General features: G+C 44.9%; 17 protein-coding genes. 6 read left to right on the plus strand and 11 right to left on the minus strand.

The genetic code is table 11. The features are described 5' to 3' along the window. Positions 1-2 precede the first annotated feature (2 nt). Both lolD and lolC read right to left on the minus strand, forming a co-directional pair. Complete coding sequence (gene lolD, locus R7E47_RS15790) at positions 3-710, minus strand: lipoprotein-releasing ABC transporter ATP-binding protein LolD (RefSeq protein ID WP_054700735.1); 708 nt, start codon at positions 708-710, stop codon at positions 3-5. Then, positions 703-1911 carry a lipoprotein-releasing ABC transporter permease subunit LolC gene (gene lolC, locus R7E47_RS15795; RefSeq protein WP_258483685.1) on the minus strand — a complete coding sequence of 403 codons (1209 nt, stop codon included), beginning with the start codon at positions 1909-1911 and terminating at the stop codon, positions 703-705. Before lolC ends, lolD begins: the two co-directional genes overlap by 8 nt. A gap of 249 nt (positions 1912-2160) precedes the next feature. Between lolC and R7E47_RS15800 the strand changes: the two genes are divergently transcribed. The 4 genes from R7E47_RS15800 (at position 2161) to R7E47_RS15815 (ending at position 7687) form a co-directional block, all read left to right on the plus strand. Beyond that, a complete protein-coding gene (locus tag R7E47_RS15800; protein ID WP_054576371.1) occupies positions 2161-2730 on the plus strand; it encodes a hypothetical protein in 570 nt (189 codons plus the stop codon). A 5-nt stretch (positions 2731-2735) separates the two neighbouring features. Next, entirely contained in the window at positions 2736-6197 is a 3462-nt protein-coding gene (gene mfd / locus R7E47_RS15805; RefSeq protein WP_213889539.1) for a transcription-repair coupling factor, read from the plus strand. Positions 6198-6204: 7 nt separating this feature from the next. Then, positions 6205-6978 (plus strand): peptidoglycan binding protein CsiV, encoded by a 774-nt coding sequence (locus tag R7E47_RS15810; RefSeq protein WP_005387825.1) that lies wholly within the window; start codon positions 6205-6207, stop codon positions 6976-6978. A 160-nt stretch (positions 6979-7138) separates the two neighbouring features. Beyond that, complete coding sequence (locus R7E47_RS15815) at positions 7139-7687, plus strand: GNAT family N-acetyltransferase (RefSeq protein WP_005387823.1); 549 nt, start codon at positions 7139-7141, stop codon at positions 7685-7687. 76 nt (positions 7688-7763) lie between these two features. On the opposite strand, the gene R7E47_RS15820 is transcribed toward R7E47_RS15815, so the two are convergent. The 7 genes from R7E47_RS15820 to hinT form a co-directional block, all read right to left on the minus strand. After that, positions 7764-9053 (minus strand): NAD(P)/FAD-dependent oxidoreductase, encoded by a 1290-nt coding sequence (locus tag R7E47_RS15820; protein ID WP_005378463.1) that lies wholly within the window; start codon positions 9051-9053, stop codon positions 7764-7766. Between the two features lie 533 nt (positions 9054-9586). Further along, positions 9587-10129: an alpha/beta hydrolase YcfP gene (gene ycfP / locus R7E47_RS15825; protein ID WP_005378464.1), complete on the minus strand. Its 543-nt coding sequence runs from the start codon at positions 10127-10129 to the stop codon at positions 9587-9589. 75 nt (positions 10130-10204) lie between these two features. Beyond that, positions 10205-11086 (minus strand): thiamine kinase, encoded by an 882-nt coding sequence (gene thiK, locus R7E47_RS15830; RefSeq protein WP_017820011.1) that lies wholly within the window; start codon positions 11084-11086, stop codon positions 10205-10207. A gap of 24 nt (positions 11087-11110) precedes the next feature. Continuing rightward, positions 11111-11701: a penicillin-binding protein activator LpoB gene (gene lpoB / locus R7E47_RS15835; RefSeq protein WP_005378467.1), complete on the minus strand. Its 591-nt coding sequence runs from the start codon at positions 11699-11701 to the stop codon at positions 11111-11113. Between the two features lie 66 nt (positions 11702-11767). Beyond that, positions 11768-12160 (minus strand): YcfL family protein, encoded by a 393-nt coding sequence (locus R7E47_RS15840; RefSeq protein WP_005378469.1) that lies wholly within the window; start codon positions 12158-12160, stop codon positions 11768-11770. Continuing rightward, the gene (locus tag R7E47_RS15845) at positions 12160-13557 is read right to left on the minus strand and encodes a COG3014 family protein (protein ID WP_085569623.1); all 1398 of its coding nucleotides are present in this window, start codon (positions 13555-13557) and stop codon (positions 12160-12162) included. The genes R7E47_RS15840 and R7E47_RS15845 overlap by 1 nt, the downstream gene beginning before the upstream one ends. Before the next feature lie 69 nt (positions 13558-13626). Then, positions 13627-13977 carry a purine nucleoside phosphoramidase gene (hinT, locus tag R7E47_RS15850; RefSeq protein WP_005378473.1) on the minus strand — a complete coding sequence of 117 codons (351 nt, stop codon included), beginning with the start codon at positions 13975-13977 and terminating at the stop codon, positions 13627-13629. A 269-nt stretch (positions 13978-14246) separates the two neighbouring features. Here hinT and R7E47_RS15855 point away from each other — a divergent pair, with 269 nt between their 5' ends. After that, the gene (locus R7E47_RS15855) at positions 14247-16238 is read left to right on the plus strand and encodes a methyl-accepting chemotaxis protein (protein ID WP_206949128.1); all 1992 of its coding nucleotides are present in this window, start codon (positions 14247-14249) and stop codon (positions 16236-16238) included. A gap of 163 nt (positions 16239-16401) precedes the next feature. Then, complete coding sequence (locus R7E47_RS15860; protein WP_064353735.1) at positions 16402-17562, plus strand: DUF1887 family protein; 1161 nt, start codon at positions 16402-16404, stop codon at positions 17560-17562. Positions 17563-17719: 157 nt separating this feature from the next. Here the strand turns inward: R7E47_RS15860 and udp are convergent, their stop codons facing one another. Together udp and R7E47_RS15870 are read right to left on the minus strand one after the other, a co-directional pair. Continuing rightward, entirely contained in the window at positions 17720-18478 is a 759-nt protein-coding gene (gene udp / locus R7E47_RS15865) for a uridine phosphorylase (protein ID WP_005378479.1), read from the minus strand. Between the two features lie 314 nt (positions 18479-18792). Continuing rightward, complete coding sequence (locus R7E47_RS15870; RefSeq protein ID WP_054575452.1) at positions 18793-21099, minus strand: zinc/cadmium/mercury/lead-transporting ATPase; 2307 nt, start codon at positions 21097-21099, stop codon at positions 18793-18795. Between the last annotated feature and the right edge of the window lie 56 nt (positions 21100-21155).

Consider the following 21155-nt stretch of genomic DNA (forward strand, 5'->3'; position numbering starts at 1 on the left):
AACTAGCCCTCCGCAGATGCTGTATCAGTCACAAAACGATCTACGAGCAAACCATCTTGCATGTGCATTTGACGATCCATTTTTGCTGCCAGCTCTTTGTCATGCGTGACAACCAAAAATGCAATGTTTGACTCTTTATTGAGCTCGCGCATCAAATCATAGATAGACAGTGCCGTATTGTGATCTAAGTTCCCCGTAGGTTCATCAGCCAAGACCAGATCAGGTTTATTCACCAATGCACGCGCAATCGCAACACGCTGACGCTCACCGCCCGATAACTCGGAGGGTCTATGTTGCATCCGATGATTCAAACCAACTTTATCTAACAGCGCTTTAGCCGCCTGTTTTGCATCCGCTACTTTAGCACCGCCAATCATCAGTGGCATCGCCACATTTTCAAGCGCAGTAAAGTCAGCCAATAAGTGATGAAACTGGTATACAAAACCAAGGTGCTTGTTGCGTAATGCCGCCTGTTTGTTCGAGCTCAAAGCTGATAAGTTTTGCCCTAGAAAATCAACTTCACCATGAGTTGCGTCATCTAACGCACCTAAAATATGCAATAAGGTACTTTTTCCCGAACCAGAAGAGCCAACAATAGAAACCAACTCCCCTTTGTCGATATCGAAACTTACGCCTTTCAACACTTCCGTATCTAACGAACCCTCTCGGTAGACTTTACGAATATCACGACATTCTAATAGCTTATTCATAGCGAAGTGCCTCAGCAGGTTTAACAGAAGATGCTCGATAAGAAGGATAAAGCGTAGCAGCAAGGCTAAGAGCAATCGCCAACACCACCACTAAAAGAATTTGCATTGAATCAATCAAGATGGGTAGATGACCACCAAAGCTGAATAGCGCCACACCAGCAGATTCAAGAATCGCATTTAGATTAAGTGACAAGATCACGCCCGCAGCGCCACCAACAATCGCGCCAATTACACCACTGCTTGCACCTTGCACCATGAAAATGGTCATCACTTGAGATTGAGTCATGCCTTGAGTTTTCAATATTGCGACTTCTGATTGCTTCTCCATTACCACCATGATTAAAGCGGAGATAATATTGAATGCAGCGACACCCACAATTAGACCTAGCATAAGTCCCATCATGTTCTTTTCCATTTTCACCGCTTGGAAAAGCTCACCACGCTGTTCGCGCCAATCACTCCATTCCCATCCATCAGGCATGGGTTGTTCAGCAAAATCCGTCACCATAAATGGGTCAGAGAAAAAGACACGCCAACCAGAAACCGTGTCTTTAGGGAAACGCATCAGCTTAGATGCATCCGTCATGTTCACAATCATTAATTGACCATCAACGTCCGATCCCGTATTGAAAATGCCTGAGACAGTGAAGTTTCGCTGGCTAGGAATACGACCAAGTGGGGTAAACTGCGTCGCGTTGGTCACCATCAAGCGTACTTTATCCCCGATTGAGACCTTTAGTGAACGTGCCAAACTGTGACCCAAAAATACATTGTAGTCACCTGCTTGAAGTGACGATAATCGTCCGGTAATCAAATGGTTGCTAATCGGATCGCCTTTCTTAGGTTCAATACCGATGAGGTAACCAGCCGTCAGCTGTGCAGAACTCTGAATAACAGCCTCTCCTCTAACGATAGGCTCCGGCTCGGATTCACTCGACATCGCTTGAACAAATGGAGGAGCAGACTCGGTCATAGGCGTTTTTCCATCGTGTTGCGAAACAACGGCATGAGGTAGCACACCTAAAATGCGTTCTTTTAACTGCGATTCAAACCCGTTCATCACAGAAAGAACCGTCACCAACGCCATTACACCGATCGTAATACCCGCCGTCGACATATAAGAAACAAATCGGCTAAACCTATCTCCAGAGCGTCCCCGAAGATACCTTAAGCCAATAAACAATGAGATAGGATGATACATATAAGACAAACCAACTGGTTGTTTTGATATAAAGCTTTAGCGGATTATCTTACCTTACTCTTCTCATTAAGAAGACAAGAGAATCGCTAAATTTGTCAACGACATGCAATAAGTCTGTATTTAAGGCAAAAAGTTCAAGGACAAATCGGCTAAACTTGATAACTTCATTCAGTTAGCGATAATCAGTGCCCTATTTCTCTTTGTTTGTTGAGTGAACAGGGAGCGCTCACTGGCAAAAGGATCGACTATATGACAGAGCAAGAATACTTTACCGTCCATCATAACCTCACCATCAACGTCGAAACGTTGAGTGCGGACTTTGCTTTGCCAGATGAAGAAACATTTGTCTCCGAAATTCCAGCACCATTTATTGTCGCCAGTGAATTTAGTCACTTAGATATGTTGGCAGACAACGCGCGTCTAGAGCTGAAAAACAAAGAGTTAAAGCATGTGATCAACTTGCTTGATACGCAAAACGCGAAACTTAACCTCTTGTTGAGCTTTATGCTTTCACAACAAGATGACGCCTCCATTCGATATCAAACGACGCAGTTTGGTGCTAGTCAACTCAGTTTCCGCTCAGATACAGCGTTAACTACTCAACAACTCGTTCGTGTTAAACTGTTCCTCGATCACCCTGCTGCGGCGATTTACTGTTACGCTCAAGTAGAAGAATGTGATGCTTCAGAGCAAGATTTCATTATCACGCTTAGATACAAGATGCTCCGAGAATCTGATCAAGATTTACTGATAAAGGCGGCACTGTATCAACAACAAAAACTTTTACGTCAGCGCTCGATGGAGCGAGATAAAAAATAATTCCTATGACAAAAGCAACGATTCTTTCCGTCACCAACCCTTCAGAGCGTGGCGACAAAAAACAGCTAGGTAATTTGCCGGGCGCAGCTCTACCTCTAGCCATTGCAGAGCTAGCCAAACAGCATTCGAGTCACTCGCTACTCGTTGTGCCTGACCCGCAAATTGCTTTAAAGCTTCAGGCAGAGATTGAGCAATTCACCGACCAAACGGTAAGCCTGTTCCCCGACTGGGAAACGCTGCCTTACGATAACTTTTCTCCGCATCAAGAAATCATCTCTGAACGTATCGCACGCCTATACCAACTGCCAAGTCAACGTGATGGCATAACCATCGTCCCGGTCAGTACAGTATTGCAACGCCAATCGCCACGTGATTTTCTGTTGCAACACACTTTAATGGTGAAAACTGGTGATCGAATCTCGCTAGAGAAGTTACGTGTACAACTTGAAAATTCAGGCTACCGCCATGTAGATCAAGTATTTGGACCAGGTGAATATGCAAGTCGTGGGTCTATTCTGGATCTCTTTCCTATGGGCAGCAATGACCCGTACCGCATCGACTTCTTTGATGATGAAATAGATACCATTCGCACGTTTGATCCAGAGAACCAACGCTCTATCGACGATATTCAGCAAATCCAATTGCTGCCTGCACATGAGTTCCCAACCACTAAAGAAGCGATTGAAGATTTCCGTACACGTTGGCGCACCCAGTTCGACGCACGCCGCGAGCCTGAATCAATCTACATGCAAGTGACCAAAGGCACGTGGCCCGCTGGTATTGAGTATTGGCAGCCGCTGTTTTTTGACCATACCGAGACTTTATTTGAATATTTGCCAGAAGACTCTCAAGTCATCACATATGGTGATATCGAATCTGCGGTCGATACTTTCTTAACCGATGTCGAATATCGATACGACCAGAAAAAAGTTGATCCGTTGCGTCCTCTTTTGACTCCTGAACAGCTTTGGTTGAAAAAAGACGAACTTTTCAGTCAACTAAAACAGCTCCCTATCGCTCAATTGAGCCTAGATAAAGTGGTTAAGCGTGCCGGTCGTCAAAACCTACCAGTACAATCGTTAGCCGAGCTTGGCGTTCAGCAACATAATAAAGAGCCGCTCTCGCGCCTTCGTCAGTTCAGTGAGCAATTCAGCGGCAAAATCGTTTTCTCGGTAGAGTCAGAAGGTCGTCGTGAAGCACTAACGGAGCTGTTGCAAGGCATCAAAGTTCGGCCAGTCGTACATGGCTCACTTTACCAAGCTCTAGACTCGGGTGATCGATTCAGCTTGATCTTAGGCGCAGCAGAGCATGGTTTCATTCACGAAGAGCTGAACTTCGCTCTGATCTGTGAAAGTGATCTACTCGGTGACCGTGTTATCCAGCGACGCCGCAAAGATAAAAAAGCCGTCAACAGTGACACCGTTATTCGCCACCTTGCCGAACTAAAACCCGGCCAACCTGTGGTTCATATTGATCACGGTATTGGCCGCTACATCGGTTTACAAACACTTGAAGCCGGTGGTATGAAAACGGAATACGTCACCCTTGAGTATCAAAACGATGCCAAGCTCTACGTGCCAGTTTCATCACTGAATCTTATCAGCCGTTATTCTGGCGGCGCTGAAGAGAGTGCGCCACTGCATAAATTAGGTGGTGAAGCGTGGGCAAAAGCACGTCGTAAAGCGGCAGAAAAAGTGCGTGATGTCGCGGCAGAATTGCTGGATGTGTATGCAAAACGAGAATTAAAACCTGGCTTCAAATTTGAGCTAGATCGTGGGCAATACGCAACATTTAAAGCAACATTCCCGTTTGAAGAAACAGATGACCAAGCGATGGCCATCAATGCCGTCTTGTCAGACATGTGCCAGGCAAAAGCAATGGATCGCTTAGTATGTGGTGACGTGGGCTTTGGTAAAACGGAAGTCGCTATGCGCGCAGCATTTGTCGCAACGGATAACAGTAAACAGGTCGCTGTACTCGTACCAACAACCTTGCTTGCTCAGCAGCATTTCGAAAACTTCCGTGACCGTTTTGCCAACTTACCAATCCGAGTTGAAGTACTGTCTCGTTTTAAATCTGCCAAAGAACAAAAAGTCATTCTGCAAGACGTTGCCGATGGTAAAGTAGACATTGTCGTTGGTACGCATAAGCTGCTTTCGAGCGACATTAAATTCAAAGATTTAGGTTTGTTGATCGTTGATGAGGAACACCGCTTCGGGGTTCGTCAAAAAGAAAAAGTCAAAGCAATGCGTGCGGATGTGGACATTCTTACCCTCACCGCAACACCAATTCCACGCACACTGAATATGGCAATGAGTGGCATGCGAGACCTGTCGATCATCGCGACACCTCCTGCACGCCGTTTAGCCATTAAAACCTTTGTTCGACAAAAAGAAGAGCCAGTGGTCCGTGAAGCGGTACTGCGTGAAATTATGCGTGGTGGTCAGGTTTACTTCCTGCACAATCAGGTTGAAACCATTGAAAAAACGGCAGAAGACTTACAGAAACTCATCCCAGAGGCACGCATTACCGTGGCTCATGGTCAAATGCGCGAGCGCGAACTTGAGCGAATCATGAATGACTTCTACCATCAGCGCTTTAATGTGTTGGTGTGTACAACCATCATCGAAACCGGTATCGACGTACCAACGGCGAATACCATAATCATGGATCGTGCGGACAATCTTGGCTTGGCGCAGTTGCATCAATTACGTGGCCGTGTTGGACGTTCGCACCATCAAGCCTATGCTTACTTATTAACGCCACATCCAAAAGCCATGACCAAAGATGCCATCAAGCGTCTTGATGCGATTGCTTCACTGGAAGACTTAGGTGCTGGCTTTACGTTAGCAACCCACGATTTAGAAATCCGTGGTGCTGGTGAGCTGCTTGGTGATGAGCAAAGTGGGCAAATTCAATCCGTTGGTTTTACACTTTATATGGAAATGCTGGAACAAGCAGTGCAAGCATTAAAAGAAGGCAAGGAGCCATCTTTGGATGAGCTGCTTCGTGAGCAAACTGAAGTGGAAATGCGAATCCCAGCGCTCTTACCAGATGATTACATTCCGGATGTAAACACACGACTGTCGATGTACAAACGCATTGCGAGTGTCACAAGCAGTGATGAACTATCAGAGCTAAAAGTGGAACTGATTGATCGCTTTGGTCTGCTTCCAGACGCAACAAAGAACTTACTTGCCGTCTCAGAATTGAAAATTTCGGCTGGTAGTTTAAAAGCGAAAAAGATAGAAGCCCATGATAAAGGTGGATTTATCGAGTTTTACCCTGATGCTGACATAAATCCAGCGTATTTAGTTAAACTGCTGCAATCACAGCCGCAAAAATTTGCAATGGAAGGTCCAACTAAGTTCAAGTTTAGCGTACCATTGGTGGACCGACGTAAACGCATTCAGTTTGTTCAAGACTTACTGAATGATTTTAAACAGAATTTATTACCAACGAGCTAATAGTCGAATGAGAATACTGATCCCGTTATTGCTTCTATGTGTCTCAATGCCCTCTTGGGCACAGCGCCAATTTGATATTGAAGTGATCATTTTCAAGCGAGCAGTCGACGCTGAAAGCACAACAGAATCTTGGCCGAATCAACTGCCAAAAATCGATATGGAAAATGTCGGTAGCCTAGAGAGTGAATCCTACCGCCGCTCTAAAGGCGTGACGCTTTTGCCAAGTTCTTCTTTCCGTCTCAACGCGCAAGAAGCGGCACTAAATAATCATGCCGGCTTTAAAGTGCTTAAACACGTAGCCTGGCGTCAAGGTGACCGAGGTAAATCTAGCGCCCCAATTTTCCGCATCGTTGGCGGGCGAGATTTCTCTGATTCTTATCAAGCAGATGGCCGCCCAATCAATGGCAATAGTAATCAAACATTTTCCAGCGACGGTTACAGTGAAGAGACGGTCAATGGTCCTTTATATGAACTAGATGGTCGATTCCAAATATACGTACAGCATTACCTCTTCGCTGAAACAACACTAGATCTGCGCGAACCAAGTGTTAGAGAGGTGCGTTTTGAACCAACCTCAACTGAGCAATTGGCGGATGACTTAGGTGAAGTAGATGGTAACGTCCAAGTTGGTAACTTGGCAGAAATATCGCCGACAGTAACCGAAGAGAAATTCCTGAAGAGTTATCGAATGGATCAAAAACGTCGTATGCGTAGCAGCGAGACTCATTACCTAGATAACCCGTTGATGGGTATGATCATTCAAGTTCGTCGGGTTCGATAAGCACGAGCGGTTCGACAAAGCGCAGCAAAGCTGCGCTTTGTTTTTATCTGCTATACCTCAGTTATTCCTAACCAACGCAGAGCAAGGAAAATAGCTGCGTTCAAGTATAAATAGACAGCTTTCAATTTACTTACACTCAACATGGAAGTCGTATTAGTTCATGAGTCCAGACTTTGAAATCATTGCGCCCCGCTTAGCGCTCAAGCTCATCCCTGCTGAAGAAGCACATTCACTACAACGACTACTTGCAGAATCCCCTTCGCTGCACCAATGGCTTGACTGGTGTGATAAAAACGTCACATTGAAAACCGCGCAGGACTTTCTGTTGGCAACCCGTCTTAACTGGGTCAAAACTGAGGCTTTTGGTTTCGGTATCTATGAGCGGCAAAGTAACACTTTGGTTGGAATGGCAGCGGTTAATGAGTTATATCATACGTTTAATATGGCGAGTATTGGTTACTGGGTTGCCGACCGCTATCAACGGCAAGGTTATGCCCAAGAAGCCGTTAAAGCCTTAGCAGAATTCTGCTTCGCAAAGCTAAGTTTAACTCGACTAGAGATTGTTTGTGACCCCGACAACGAAGCTAGCCAAGCCTTAATTGAGTCCGTCGGTGCACAAAAAGAAGCCATCGCCAGAAACCGGTTTATTTTTCAGGGTAAGCCTAAAGATGGCGTTGTGTTCTCACTTTTACCGACAGATCTAACATAAACAAAAAGCCACCGACTTGCGGTGGCTTCTGCATTTTTTAAGATACAACACATCCACACAGAGTGGATTTAAAACCTTAGTGCAGCTTAAGGTTTGGACGCAGCACGCGATTAATGCGGCCGACGAGCATCATCAGACCGGTTTTGAATACACCGTGCAACGCCATTAGGTGCATGCGATACAATGAGATGTAAACGACACGAGCAATACGGCCTTCTACCATCATCGACCCTTTAGTTAGGTTCCCCATCAGACTACCAACGGTTGAGAAGCGACTTAGAGACACTAATGAACCGTGATCTTTATATACATAGTCTTTCAACTCGCGCCCGTTGATCTTCGCGACGATGTTACTAAATGCCTGGCTTGCCATTTGGTGTGCAGCTTGAGCGCGTGGCGGCACGAACGAACCGTCAGACTGGGTGCATTGTGCTAAGTCACCAATAACAAAGATGTCATCATCTCGTGTTGTCTGTAGTGTGTTTTTCACTACAAGCTGATTGATACGGTTCGTTTCTAAGCCAGCGATATCTTTAATAAAGTCTGGAGCTTTGATACCCGCAGCCCAAACCATGATTTGAGCTGGGATCTTCTCACCATCTTTTGTAGTAAGGCCATCTTTTTCAGCTTTAGTCACCATAGTGGCGGTGCGCACGTTTACGCCCAACTTCACCAACTCTTGATGAGCAGCAGAAGAAATACGTGGAGGTAACGCTGGTAAAATACGCTCACCTGCTTCAATCAGATTGACGTTCAACTTGCTAGAATCAAGATCACCGAAGCCATAAGTGCGCAGCTCTTTAACAGCATTATGTAACTCAGCTGATAGTTCAACGCCAGTTGCACCAGCACCAACAATCGCAATATCGACCGTACCGTTACCGTTTTTCGCGTGCAGCTTTAGGAACTCGTTGTTCATTTCTGTACGGAAACGGTGTGCTTGCTCAGGGCTGTCTAGGAAAATACAGTTTTCACGAACGCCAGGCGTGTTGAAGTCGTTTGATGTCGAGCCAATTGCCATCACTAGAATGTCGTATTCTAGCTCACGGCTTGGCATAAGAAGTTCACCGTGTTCGTCTTTAAGCTCACTTAAGATGATCACTTTACGTTCACGGTCGATGTCTTGAAGACTCCCCATTTGGAAGTCGAAGCTGTGGTTTTTTGCATGAGCTCGATAGCTCAGTGCATCTACTCCTTCGTCCAAAGAACCTGTAGCAACCTCATGCAATAATGGCTTCCACAAGTGGCTCGCTTTTCGATCGACTAGCGTAATTTGCGCACGGTTTTTGCGACCTAGAGTTCGACCAAGCTTAGTTGCCAACTCAAGACCACCTGCACCGCCGCCTACAACGATAATGCGTGTCACAATGATTTTCCTCTACAAAAATGAATATATGGGGTTCAGCTCGATGCATGACTCACAAACATTTGTGGCATCCATCCAACCGATGAATTCTTGGTTCTTAGAGGTGTCTCAATTACTTGGATTAAAAAACTGCCACTCACCTTGATTCTTTATCTATCAATGACTTGTCAGGGTTTGGCATGTTTATCTGGTACGCATACGACGCCAGAATTTTTTGGGCAAGTTTATTACTCGCTCTCAATTTTTTTTGATATTTATCAAATTATTTTAGTCCGGTTCATTATATAGAGACCAACTTTGAAGGCAACCAAAATCCGTGTAACGAGTACGGATTGACTACTTTTCGACTACTCTACAACAAGGTGTTCGTGCTACATAGGAGCGAAGTAAGAAAACGGTAAGGAGAACACAATATTCAAAGCGTTAAACCAAGAAAATGTGCCTTTCAAAGAGACAGTGGCTCGGCATACTCAAGAGAAGGAATCGCAGCAAAGCAGCCGATAAAAACGCCGCTTTACTGTCTACACTCAACATTAGTAAGTATTTTTAAATGCCTTTATCGCTTGTAAATGATGAGAGATTTTTTTGAACTTATGAGACTGAGTTTCATCCCAAATGATTTGATAGTGTTTTTCTAACTCAGCTGCCGTTTTCGAATTGTCATGCACTTCATCATCTTTAGAGAGAATCACTAAGCAGTGCGCTTGATTTTTCGCTCGGAACTGATCAACACATTTTGTTGCGATATCTTCATACTCTTCTGGGCGATCGATTCGACCAGCCATCGTTTTTTCTGGGTGCAAGTTCGGGTTGAACATCACTTGCTTGATACCGCATAGAAAACCAATTCGCTCAGACCAGTAACCACCTAAACCTACCCCACAGATTAACGGGTTTGGGTCATCAGATTGATCGATAACTTTAGACACTTCTTTTAACAAGTGTTGCATGTCGTGCTTTGGGTGAAGGGTGCTGTAATTGATAAAACGAACGTCGTCGTCGATAAATTGCAGTTGAAGAACTTTTTCGTGGTTACCCGGGCTTGTGCTGTCAAAGCCGTGTAAGTAAATAATCATCTGTACCTCTCCCTGTGTGTATCTGGTACTTTTATTAAAACTACCACTATTTCCTTACTGTTAAAGGGGAAAATATCACGAGTTCTCAAAACAGTGATCTTCCATACACAATGAGCCTTTCAACTCATACGCACTGTTTAAGTATTGTTCATTTCCCCACAATTTATAGGCAAGTAGATACCAGAGCATCGCCATCACCAAGGTTCTTGGTTGCCAAGCATGTACACCTCTCAGCCAAAGAGACACATCTTCGATACCTCGAATTTGGCAATACTGCTTTACCGCTTCTTCCACAGGCGAATTCGCGACCTGAATAGTTAAGGTCAAATCAAGCCTAGGGTCAGCAATCCCGGCATACTCCCAATCAATGACTTTCACCCCATTCTCTCCTCGCACTAGGTTATAACACCCCAGATCGAAGTGACATAGGGCAAGTGGAACAGGTTCAACGTTCGGTTCCGTGCGCCACTTCATGTACAAAGCATCAAACTCCGTACCCACATACTGACCATCAAGCTCAAGCCAATAATGATCGATGCGAGAAATATATGAAAATGGAACCAAAGGAATTGCGCTTATCGGATATTGATGAATCTTCGCCGCAATGGATAATAAATCGCTTAGTGCTAAGCCTGACTCCGTCAGAGCCTCTCCTTCTATCCATTCCACCAGCAACCCTTGCTCATGAATAAAAACTGGCTTGGGGCCAATTTCCAATGAAGAGACTGCATTCAGCACTTGATATTCACTGTGACGAGAAATTGAAAAAGCCTTGCAGACATGACTGGTCGGTCGCCAGATGTATGCAAGGCCTTGAGAAGATTCCAACCGCCAACAGCGGTTGGTTAGCCCCCCGGTAACAGTTTGTACTTTTACCGGAGGCTCCGTAAAGAAGCCATCGAGAGCGTTAAGACTCGGATCTAACTGTTTTGCTTGTTGCCAAGAAAACCATGCCATTGATGACTTCTCCACCCTGTTCGATTAAAGACCGAATAGGCTCTTAGATTGCGCTTTACGAATTTCAGTTTCATCCGCCCACTCAATCAAACCTGTTTCTAGGTCCATTAAGCGCATGGTCATCTTGTAGTATACATCTTTATCGCTACCTGCATTTTTCACAATGCTAGATAGGTTGCCGTAAAGCATGTATTGAGCACCAACCATTTTACCAAATTGGATCGCTGTGCTTTGGTTAACAAGCTCATCCGTGTTTTGGAAGTTAAGTTGTTCACGCACAGACTCAACACGATCCATATCAACAAAGCGGAACTTACCTGAGTTCAACATCTTAGTAGAGATCGTGTCAGTAATGGATTCAGTGTCAATATGTTCACTGGTTTTGTTCTTAATTCGCTCAACAAAAACGATAGGACGTTGGTCACGAGTAATTGCTGCTACAGAGCCCGACATCATCATGCTATCCACCATTTCAGCCGCGATTTTTTGTAAATCTGTTGAGCCAAAATCGATAGTCGTGGTTTCTGTTGCTTGCGCATCGCCGTAAGAGACTTTGTTAGAACAGCCACCTAAAATGACGGCAAGACCTAAAAGAGCAATAATACTTTTTTTCATGAGAGTTCCTTAGTTTTTCAATACCAGCGCATCGTTAGCGCGGCAGCTTCGGCAGAGCCGTTAAGATTAATCGTCTTGTGCTTCTCTAATTTGCACACGGAATTTTGTGCCATTTGGATTCACAGTAACTTCAGATAACGTGACTTGCTCAAATCCTCGCACAATCATTTTTCGCCACGGACCAGGTTTGGTATTCACTTCTAAACCATTGTTGTCATACCAATAAAATCGGTAAAGAATGTGCTGATCACCTTTGTAATTGCTACTCAGCTGCACGACTCCTCGTGGGCGATCATCAACGTAAGTGGTGGTGATGTTGTCAACTAATAAGCGACTACCTAAAACGTTATCATTAAAAAATACTTTTTGCGTTTGGCCATCAATTCGAATACCAGCCGTGTTTTCGGCGCATCCAACTAAACCAATAGCCATTGCTAAACAAACAAGCCATGCTTTCATTACAGTCTCCCTAGCTGTTTATGCCACACGGTTGAGTGTGCTCCCTGACGAGATACCCATACCAATGTAGTCTGCTGTGCAGGCACTTCAAACTGATAGGTTTGATCACCCAAGTTTAAACTTTGTGTTCCCGGTTTCACGATTTTTGAAGCCGTTTTCACTTGCGCTGGCAATGTTTGCCAACTTCTTGTATCTGGCTGTTCGGTCAATGTGTTCCATACATTGAAAAGTATGTTGCCCACATCATCGCCTTTTTTCGCCGCCTCTTTTCGGATTCGATCTTTTGCCCAAACACGAAGAGCTTGACGGATCACTATTGTAGTAAGACGTTCATTAAGATCGTTTTGCGCCATCGCATTAACATCAGTCAGCGTACTGGAAGGCAATACCTGACCATTTAAAACAACATCGCTAAAACGTTGAGCACCTCGGTTCTGATAATAAGGAAGCGCCAACGAATAAATCGCGCCATTATCGCGACTGTCGTAAATCGGTAAATCAATACGCCACCCTTTCATCGCCTCAACAACACCCTGCTCATCAATAACGATGACTCGCCCTTGTGACTGAGTTAATCCAGAAGGTGCTTTGCCATACCGCTTCTCTAGCATGCGCAAGTCTTCACGCATGCCCAGCTTCTTAGCAGCGTATAAGGTGCTTTCCACAACTTGCTTGTTGTCTGGCATTACAGCGAGTGCTCGTCGGTAATCAACATAAGCACTGTTTAAGTCTCGCGACGCTTCATATAACAAGCCAGAAAGATAGAACAGATAACCATTTTGTACCGCGCTTAGTTTTTTACCAGCATCAGGGTAGTTCGCTAACACACTGCCTAAATTGGCAGACATGCCTTGCTTGTTAAGGTCTTTCTCTACTGCTTTTAGCTCTTTTTCACGCGCCTTTCTTGCTGCTTCCTGAACTTGATTAGCTCGACGCACTTCAACTAGTGCCCCTTCTAAATCGTTTTTCTGTAAGTAATTTAGTCCTAGATACAGGTGCAAAAAGCCAAGTTCGTAATCGGCGGGATGATAGTCTTGGAGATTGTCGTTCACTGCGAGAGAGCCGACGCTCGTTGCCGTGTCTGACACAGATATCGTCGCACGATCTTGTTGAACACGTACGGCACGATCGCTGCTTTCTAGCGCATTCAAACTTGTCGGGTAATCTTCAGCAAGAAAAGAGATGCGACCTTTTTCAAAATTGCCAAGTATCTCGCCACCCACTTCACTTGATTGAAGTTGTTTTGCTTTGGCATATTCCCCTGCAACAACGGCTTGATAAACTTCTTGATTCTGGTTGCTGTAATGACTAAACAGATTGCCCGCAGATAAATTCGCGCAGCCAGAGGCCATTAAAGCCCAGCTCATCAGCCCTAACAGCTTTACACCTAGTTTCACATTTATCTCCACAAATGTGTCATTCGACAGGAAAAAGAAGTGGGTGAATCACCACCCACTTTTAAAAGCTTAGCTCAATACCATTGGACCTAGAGGGCGGCCGCCTAGTAGGTGCATGTGAATATGGTAAACCTCTTGGCCACCATGTGGATTACAATTAACGATCAGGCGATAGCCGTCTTCAGCAATACCTTCTTCTTTCGCTAACTTTCTAGCAACCGTGAACAAACGCCCCATCATTGCTTCATCTTCAGCTTCTACATCATTCGTTGTTGGGATCAGTTTATTCGGAATAATGAGAATATGGCTTGGTGTGCGAGGGTTAATGTCGCGAAACGCAGTCACCAAATCATCTTGATAAAGGATATCGGCAGGGATTTCCTTGCGAATAATTTTACTAAAGATCGTTTCTTCCGCCATGAGGACTCCATTTTATAAACGTAATTAGACCCCAATTAGTATGCGCCAACCAAAAGCGGAGCTCAATAAAAACAGTGTTCACTTAACATTATTAATCAAATGCTAATTAACGAAGCTTTTTTTGTCGTGTGCGTCATAAAATGCGCGTCACAAACTGAATACAATCCAATGAATTTTGTTACTTTTTTAAGACAATTATTATTTTTATACCCAAGTAAACTCAAAAATGCTTGGGTAGCTTGTCTATTTTTGGGAGAGGAAGCTCACTTATGCGAGGTTCAGTTATTAAAAGGATGTATGCCGGCTTTGCACTGATCATCATCCTATTTGCCGTCACAATTGCCATTATGATGGGAGGAATGAGTGATATTCACGGAAAATTTGGCACGGTTTCTAAATCATCCCTACCGTTGGTATCGTTATCTAATCAAACCAGTGTTGAGCTGCTTTCTGCCGACAAATCATTTAAAGACTTCCTGACGACAGAGAATAAACAACGTATGGATGAAATGCGTCAGGAATTTGCTAGATCTCAACAGCGCTTCGAATCCACATTGGCTCAACTGAAAACCGCAAGCCAAACCTACCCTACTCTTGCCGAACCGTTTTCAGAGTTAAAAACGTTAGAGCAAAGCTATTTTACAGAAGCTCTAGAGGCCATGGACAACTACGAAGCAATGTTCGCGGCTCAAGAAGAAGTGCAAAAATCCTCACGCCGCTTCCAAAAACTGAATACCGAACTGTCGGTTGGTCTTAAAGAATATGTGGCAGATCAAACCAGCATTTCTGTCAAAGTCATGGCAAAGAGCTACTTTATCAAGTTAAAAGATGCCGAAGTAATTACCTCTGATGCCCTCGCCAGTTCCAACCCTGAGTTTGTTACGCAAGCCGTAGCTAAAAACCGCAAAGCAGTAACGCACTTGAATTACGCATTCCGCGGGTTGGTGACTCAACTTCCTGAGCTAGAAAAAGCATTTGGCGAATCTGTAGAGCAATTTACTCGCGACGTTGGTATGCGTGGCGGTGTGTTAGACCAACATAATAATTACCTCAATGCTCGCGCCGCTTTGTATAACAATATCGCCAACCTAGCAAATAAAGTGGATTCAACCATGGCGATTCTTGAGCAATTCACGACAACCGCAACAGATAAGCTCAATGAATCATTGGCAGACGCAGGTGACATATATTCGGCGGGTGTAACGAAAGCCATCATCATTGGCGTTATTGTCGTTTTACTCGCGACAGCGATTGGCTACCACATCGCACAAAGCGTTCGCGAGCCGTTGACTCGTATTCTAAAAGTGTTAGAAAGCCTGACTGAAGGTGATATGACACAGCGTATCGACATTCGCTATAACAACGAATTCAGCCGTGTGAGTGGACACATTAACTCACTCGCCGACAACCTTCACGAGATCTTGGTGAAACTCAACGAAGCGTCAGAAAACCTATCGTCAACCGCGACAACCAACGAACGCACCTCTTCGCAAGCACAAATTAAATTGAGCTCTCAACGCGAACAAACAGCAAACGTCGCTACCGCGATGACAGAAATGTCTCATTCAGTGCAGGAAGTCGCGCAAAGTGCGCAAGGCTCGCTAGAAATGGTGCAACGCGTCGAATCTGCCTCTGAAGAAGGCAGAAATGTTATGAGCAGTAACATCTCAACCATTAATCAACTAGAAACACGTTTGAACGAATCGGTCTCCGCAGTTTCTGAGCTACAAAAGATGAGTGGTCAAATTGGGTCTATCCTTGATGTGATCCGCAACATTGCGGAGCAAACCAACCTACTGGCATTGAACGCGGCAATTGAAGCGGCTCGCGCTGGTGAACAAGGTCGCGGCTTCGCGGTAGTGGCAGATGAAGTACGAGTACTCGCATCAAGAACGACTCAATCAACCACTGAAATTGAATCCATGATCAGTAATCTGCAATCTAGCTCACAATCGGCAAACCAAGTCATACAAAGCTGTATGAGCGATATGGAGATGTCGGTTGAGCAAGCGTCAAAAGCGAACAGCTCAATGGAAGAGATCCAGGCGCTAATCATTGAGATCAGCCAAATGAGTACGCACATTTCACAAGCAGCAGCAGAGCAAAGTGAAACATCAACAGACATTGCTCGCAGCATCGAAGATATCAACAGCATCGCCGATGAAAGTTTCCAAGCCATGTCGAGTATCGCACAAACCAGTGAATCACTGACCCACTTGGCTCATCAGCAAAATGAATTGGTCCACCGCTTTAAGTTATAAATACTTTATAATTAAGAGCATTAATTAGTGCAATCAACTGTATAAGGGCGACTTTTTGTTAAGTCGCCCTTGTTTTTTGTCGGCCATGTCTACATATGATTAATAAGGCCAGCTCATCCCCTTGCACAACTCTTTTCGAGCGGCCTCATAAAAAGGAAAATCTATGGCTGTTCATGTTGGTATTATCGACCAAGACCCAGTGAGATTGGTCACTCCTCTATTAGATAATCGTACGCTAAGCACACATATCGTCTTCATCGGAGACAAGAGCCAGTTAGATATATTTGACCGACTGAGTGCCGTTTTAGCTCAACGAGAAATTACTTCTGAATTTTTTGAAATTCCATCCGCTGTTAATACATCTCTGATCAAACAAGCAATTCAAAAACTGGCAAAAGACCTTCATGAACGCGGCGAAGATGTAAAATTGAACGCGAGCTGTGGTCTTCGTCATCGCTTGTTGTCGGTGTACGAAGTTTTCCGTACCTATCGCTGGCCAATTTTTGTGGTTGAGCCTAGTAGCGATAAGCTTTGTTGGTTATACCCTGATGGCAAAGAAGATACCCAAGTCGAAGATCACATTACGATTGCAGATTACCTCACTATCTTTGGTGCACGCGGCGAGTTTCACCACGTTGATTTACCACCTCTTCTTGATAAAAAATTGTATGAACTTGGTGAACGATGGGCCTCAAATGCGCTTGAGCTTGGGCCAGGTCTAGCAACACTTAACTACCTTGCAACCACATGCCGCAAAGAACAAAAGCTTGATGTCGAGCTCTCCGAAAAACAGCAGGGCTACCGTGAGCTCAACATGTTGCTTTCAGATTTAGTAGAAGCAGAAATCGCCACCTATGAGAATGGCGTTTTAACGTTTGCAGATGAAGATGCTCGACGCTTTTCAAACGGTGAGTGGTTAGAAACTTTGGTTCACAGCACCGTGAAGCAAATCCAAGACACCATGCCGACGATCCAAGATCGATCGTTAAATGTTCAGGTTTATCGTAAACTTGGTGAAAGTGAAGTACGCAATGAGTTAGATGTCGCAACAGTTGTAAACAACAAGCTGCACATCATCGAGTGCAAAACCAAAGGCATGAGAGATGACGGCGACGATACTTTATATAAGTTAGAATCGCTTCGCGATCTATTAGGTGGCTTACAAGCGCGCGCAATGTTGGTGAGCTTCCGTCCTCTTCGTCACAATGACATTACTCGTGCTGAAGACTTAGGGCTAGCCCTGATTGGCCCTGATGAGCTTAAAGATTTAAGAACGCACTTAACTGCTTGGTTTAAAGACGCGGGCGGTTCAGACGAGATATAGTGCCATTAAGAAAAGCTAAAATTCACAACGATAAAAAGCAGCATTAATGCTGCTTTTTTTATACCTAAATTTTAGCTGTACGCATTTCTATAACTAGAAAAAAACCAGAGGTTAGCCTCTGGTTTTTTCTGTTTGTTTAAATGCCAACTATAGGGGCTTAAAGCATTTTACGCGCTGCTTCTACAACCACTTTAATTGAACGCGCTTCCGTTTCTTTCAGAGTTGAATGATCTGGAATCTCTTTTTGTGTACGGTTGATGATAACACCTGCCACACAACCCGCTTTTAAACCAGAGCTCGCACACATTGTTAGCAGTGTTGCAGACTCCATCTCGAAGTTAAGTACGCCCATGTCTTGCCATTCTTGCATAGAGCCTTGGAAACGCTTAACAACACGACCAGAGAACGTATCGTAACGTTCTTGACCAGGGTAGAACGTGTCGCTTGATGCAGTCACACCCATGTGAACTGTAGCGCCAGACTCTTCTACCGCTGCTTTCATTGCGGTTGCTACTTCAAAGTCAGCAACTGCTGGGAATTCCATAGGAGCAAAGTGTAGGCTCGCACCGTCAAGACGAACTGACCCCGTCGTTACGATCATGTCACCCACGTTTACATGCGGTTGAATTGCACCCGTTGTACCAACACGTAGGAAAGTACGAACACCAAGCTGTGCCAATTCCTCAACTGCGATAGAGGTAGAAGGACCACCAATACCTGTAGAACAAACCACAACAGGTTTACCGTCTAGCTCTGCACGGTATAGCGTGTATTCACGATGGCTTGCTAGAAATACTGGATTTTCCATTTGTTCTGCGATTTTTTGAACACGCGCTGGGTCACCAGGAATGATCGCTAGAGTCGCACCATTAAGATCAGCTTCAGTAACACCTAAATGGAATACAGCTTGAGACATAAGTCGCTCCTTATTGTGGCTTATTTTATGAACAATAAGCTCATTAATCAGTTATTGGGTACAGATGCACTGTAGCGAACCTTTCACCAACATAGAGTGATCACAATCACAATGACAAAATGTAATGAAAGTGAAATTTCAAACAAAACTGGTATTGATCACACTTTAAGGGGCGTTAAATCATTTTGTTGCATAGCAATGCGTGATTTCAAGGACGAGAAAAACGTCTGATCGCATCAGGTGAATACGGTTAAAAAAAGCCCGATACACGAATGCCTCGGGCTATTAATGAGTGGGATCATTGGTTAGGTCAGTTATTTGATCTGTTTGGACTCAAAACGAAGTAATCTCAACGCATTCAATGTCACCAGTGCTGTTGCACCACTGTCAGCTAATACTGCAACCCACAACCCAGTAACCCCAAGTAAACTTGTCACTAAGAATACACCTTTCAAACCTAGCGCTAACGCGACATTCTGACGAATGTTACTTAGCGTCGCACGCGACAGTTCTATCATGGCAGGTAGCTCAATCAACCGGTTGTGTGTTAACGCCGCATCAGCAGTCTCGAGCGCAACATCCGTACCGCCTCCCATCGCAATACCAATGCTCGAAGCTTTCATGGCTGGAGCATCATTGATACCGTCTCCCACCATCGCAACGGTATGTTGTTGTGATAGTTTCTCGACGTAATGCACCTTGTCTGCAGGTAACAAACTCGCTTTATAATCCAAGCCTATTCTATTTGCCATTGCTTCTGCACTTCTCGGGTTGTCACCCGTTAGCATCACCGACGTGACCCCAAGTTCCTTCAACATTGCGATGGCTTGCTGGGCATCTGAGCGCAATGTATCTTGCCATGCGATCACGCCAATGACCTCGTCATCGTAACGAACAATGACAACCGTTTTACCTTGTTGTTCCAACGTAACCACTTGCTCTTTGGCTTCTTGAGAAAGTGGAAAGTCTGCCTTTGAAGGCGTGACCACTTGGACCATTTTTCCATCGACGTAACCAGTGACACCAGAGCCTACTTGCGCGGTTTTATCCAACGCTTCAGGAATAGTAAGCCCCTTCTCTTGCACTTTGGTAACTAAAGAAACCGCTAGAGGATGACTTGAACCAACCTCGATTGACGCAGTTAGGCTAAGTAACTTGTCTTCATCCATATCAAAAGCAAAGACGTCGGTCACTTCTGGTTTACCTTGCGTCAGTGTCCCAGTTTTATCAAATGCGACAGACTCAACCTTGCCAAGCAACTCAAGCGCCGCTCCACCTTTGATCAATGCGCCCCGCTTAGCCGCTGCCGCCAAGCCAGAAGTGATCGCCGCAGGCGTTGAAATGACTAATGCACATGGACAAGCAATCAACAGCAGGGCGAGTCCTCGATAGATCCACGTTTCCCACGGTTGGGCAAATAGTAATGGCGGCGTAACGATAACCATCAGAGACACCAACATCATTAGTGGCGTATACCAACGGCTAAATTTATCAAGAAAGCGTTCTAATGGTGCCTTACGGGATTGTGCTTCTTCAATCAAATGAAGAATTCGATCTATCGCATTCTCGCCCTGACGGGAAGTCACCTGTAAACGAACCACTTTATCGACAACCACAGCCCCGGCCATCACTTTGCCACCGGTTTGATGTTCAACGGGAACAGATTCTCCCGTTAACGCACTTTCGTCAAAACTCGCAAGCGCATCTTGCAAAACACCGTCGGCAGGCAAACGACCTCCGGGTGCGACTTCTATGATATCCCCTGGTTTAAGCTGCGCAGCTGGTACTTCTTTGCGTTCACCATCAATAATTAAAATTGAATTTTCTGGGACTAAGTCCATTAACGCCTGGACACCGCTTCGCGCGCGAGATGATGCATATGCTTCTAACTTTTCACCAATAAGGAAAAGCAATAACACCATTGCGGCTTCGGCGGTTTCACCTAAATATAAAGCGCCGAGCGCCGCTACACTCATTAACGTTTCAATCGCAAAAGGCGTACCGCTACGCGCCAACTTAAATGCTTTGAGCGCGATTGGGTATAAACCAAGTAAACACGTCAAAGTGAATAACCAAGCGCTTATTTGAGGGTCGATCTTAGAAATTACTGCCGCAGTAGCCATTGCACCAGCAATCGAGAGAATTTGGATGTTGTCTCTTATGACGCCAAGCCAGCCTTTCTTTGTAGTGCTTGGTTTTGGAGCATCAAGTGAAGAGAGCGGGAAACCCGTTTTTTGGGCTGTCTGCTCTATCGTAGCTATCAGCTCTAGACCATCAAAATCGACGACCAGTTTTTCTGTTGCAAACAAAACCTTGGCTTGGCTGACGCCTTGTAAAGACGTAATGGCTTTCTCAAGCTTTTGCGCACAAGATGGGCAATCCATACCTGACACAAGCCAAGCGTTCCGAACGGAGGAATTACTCTCCCTTGTGGGATCGTCTTCCTCGCCTGTGTCAACGCTGCAGCCTCCTCCACTACAGCAAGAGCTTTCAGAAACATCAACACTGGCCTGAGAGATATTGAGCGAAGATTTTACTGGCGCACAGCATGACTCGCTTGCACCAAGCGGCACCGCAGTTTTGATTTTGCTAGATTGGCAACCTTGATGTTTTGTACACATAATTTTTTCCTTATTGGTATCGGTGATTTACCTATTGCTAAGGATAAACCTTAGAG

Origin of the sequence: Vibrio sp. Vb1026, from assembly GCF_033338745.1 — a bacterium.
In the GTDB taxonomy this organism is placed as follows: Bacteria; Pseudomonadota; Gammaproteobacteria; order Enterobacterales; family Vibrionaceae; genus Vibrio; species Vibrio alginolyticus.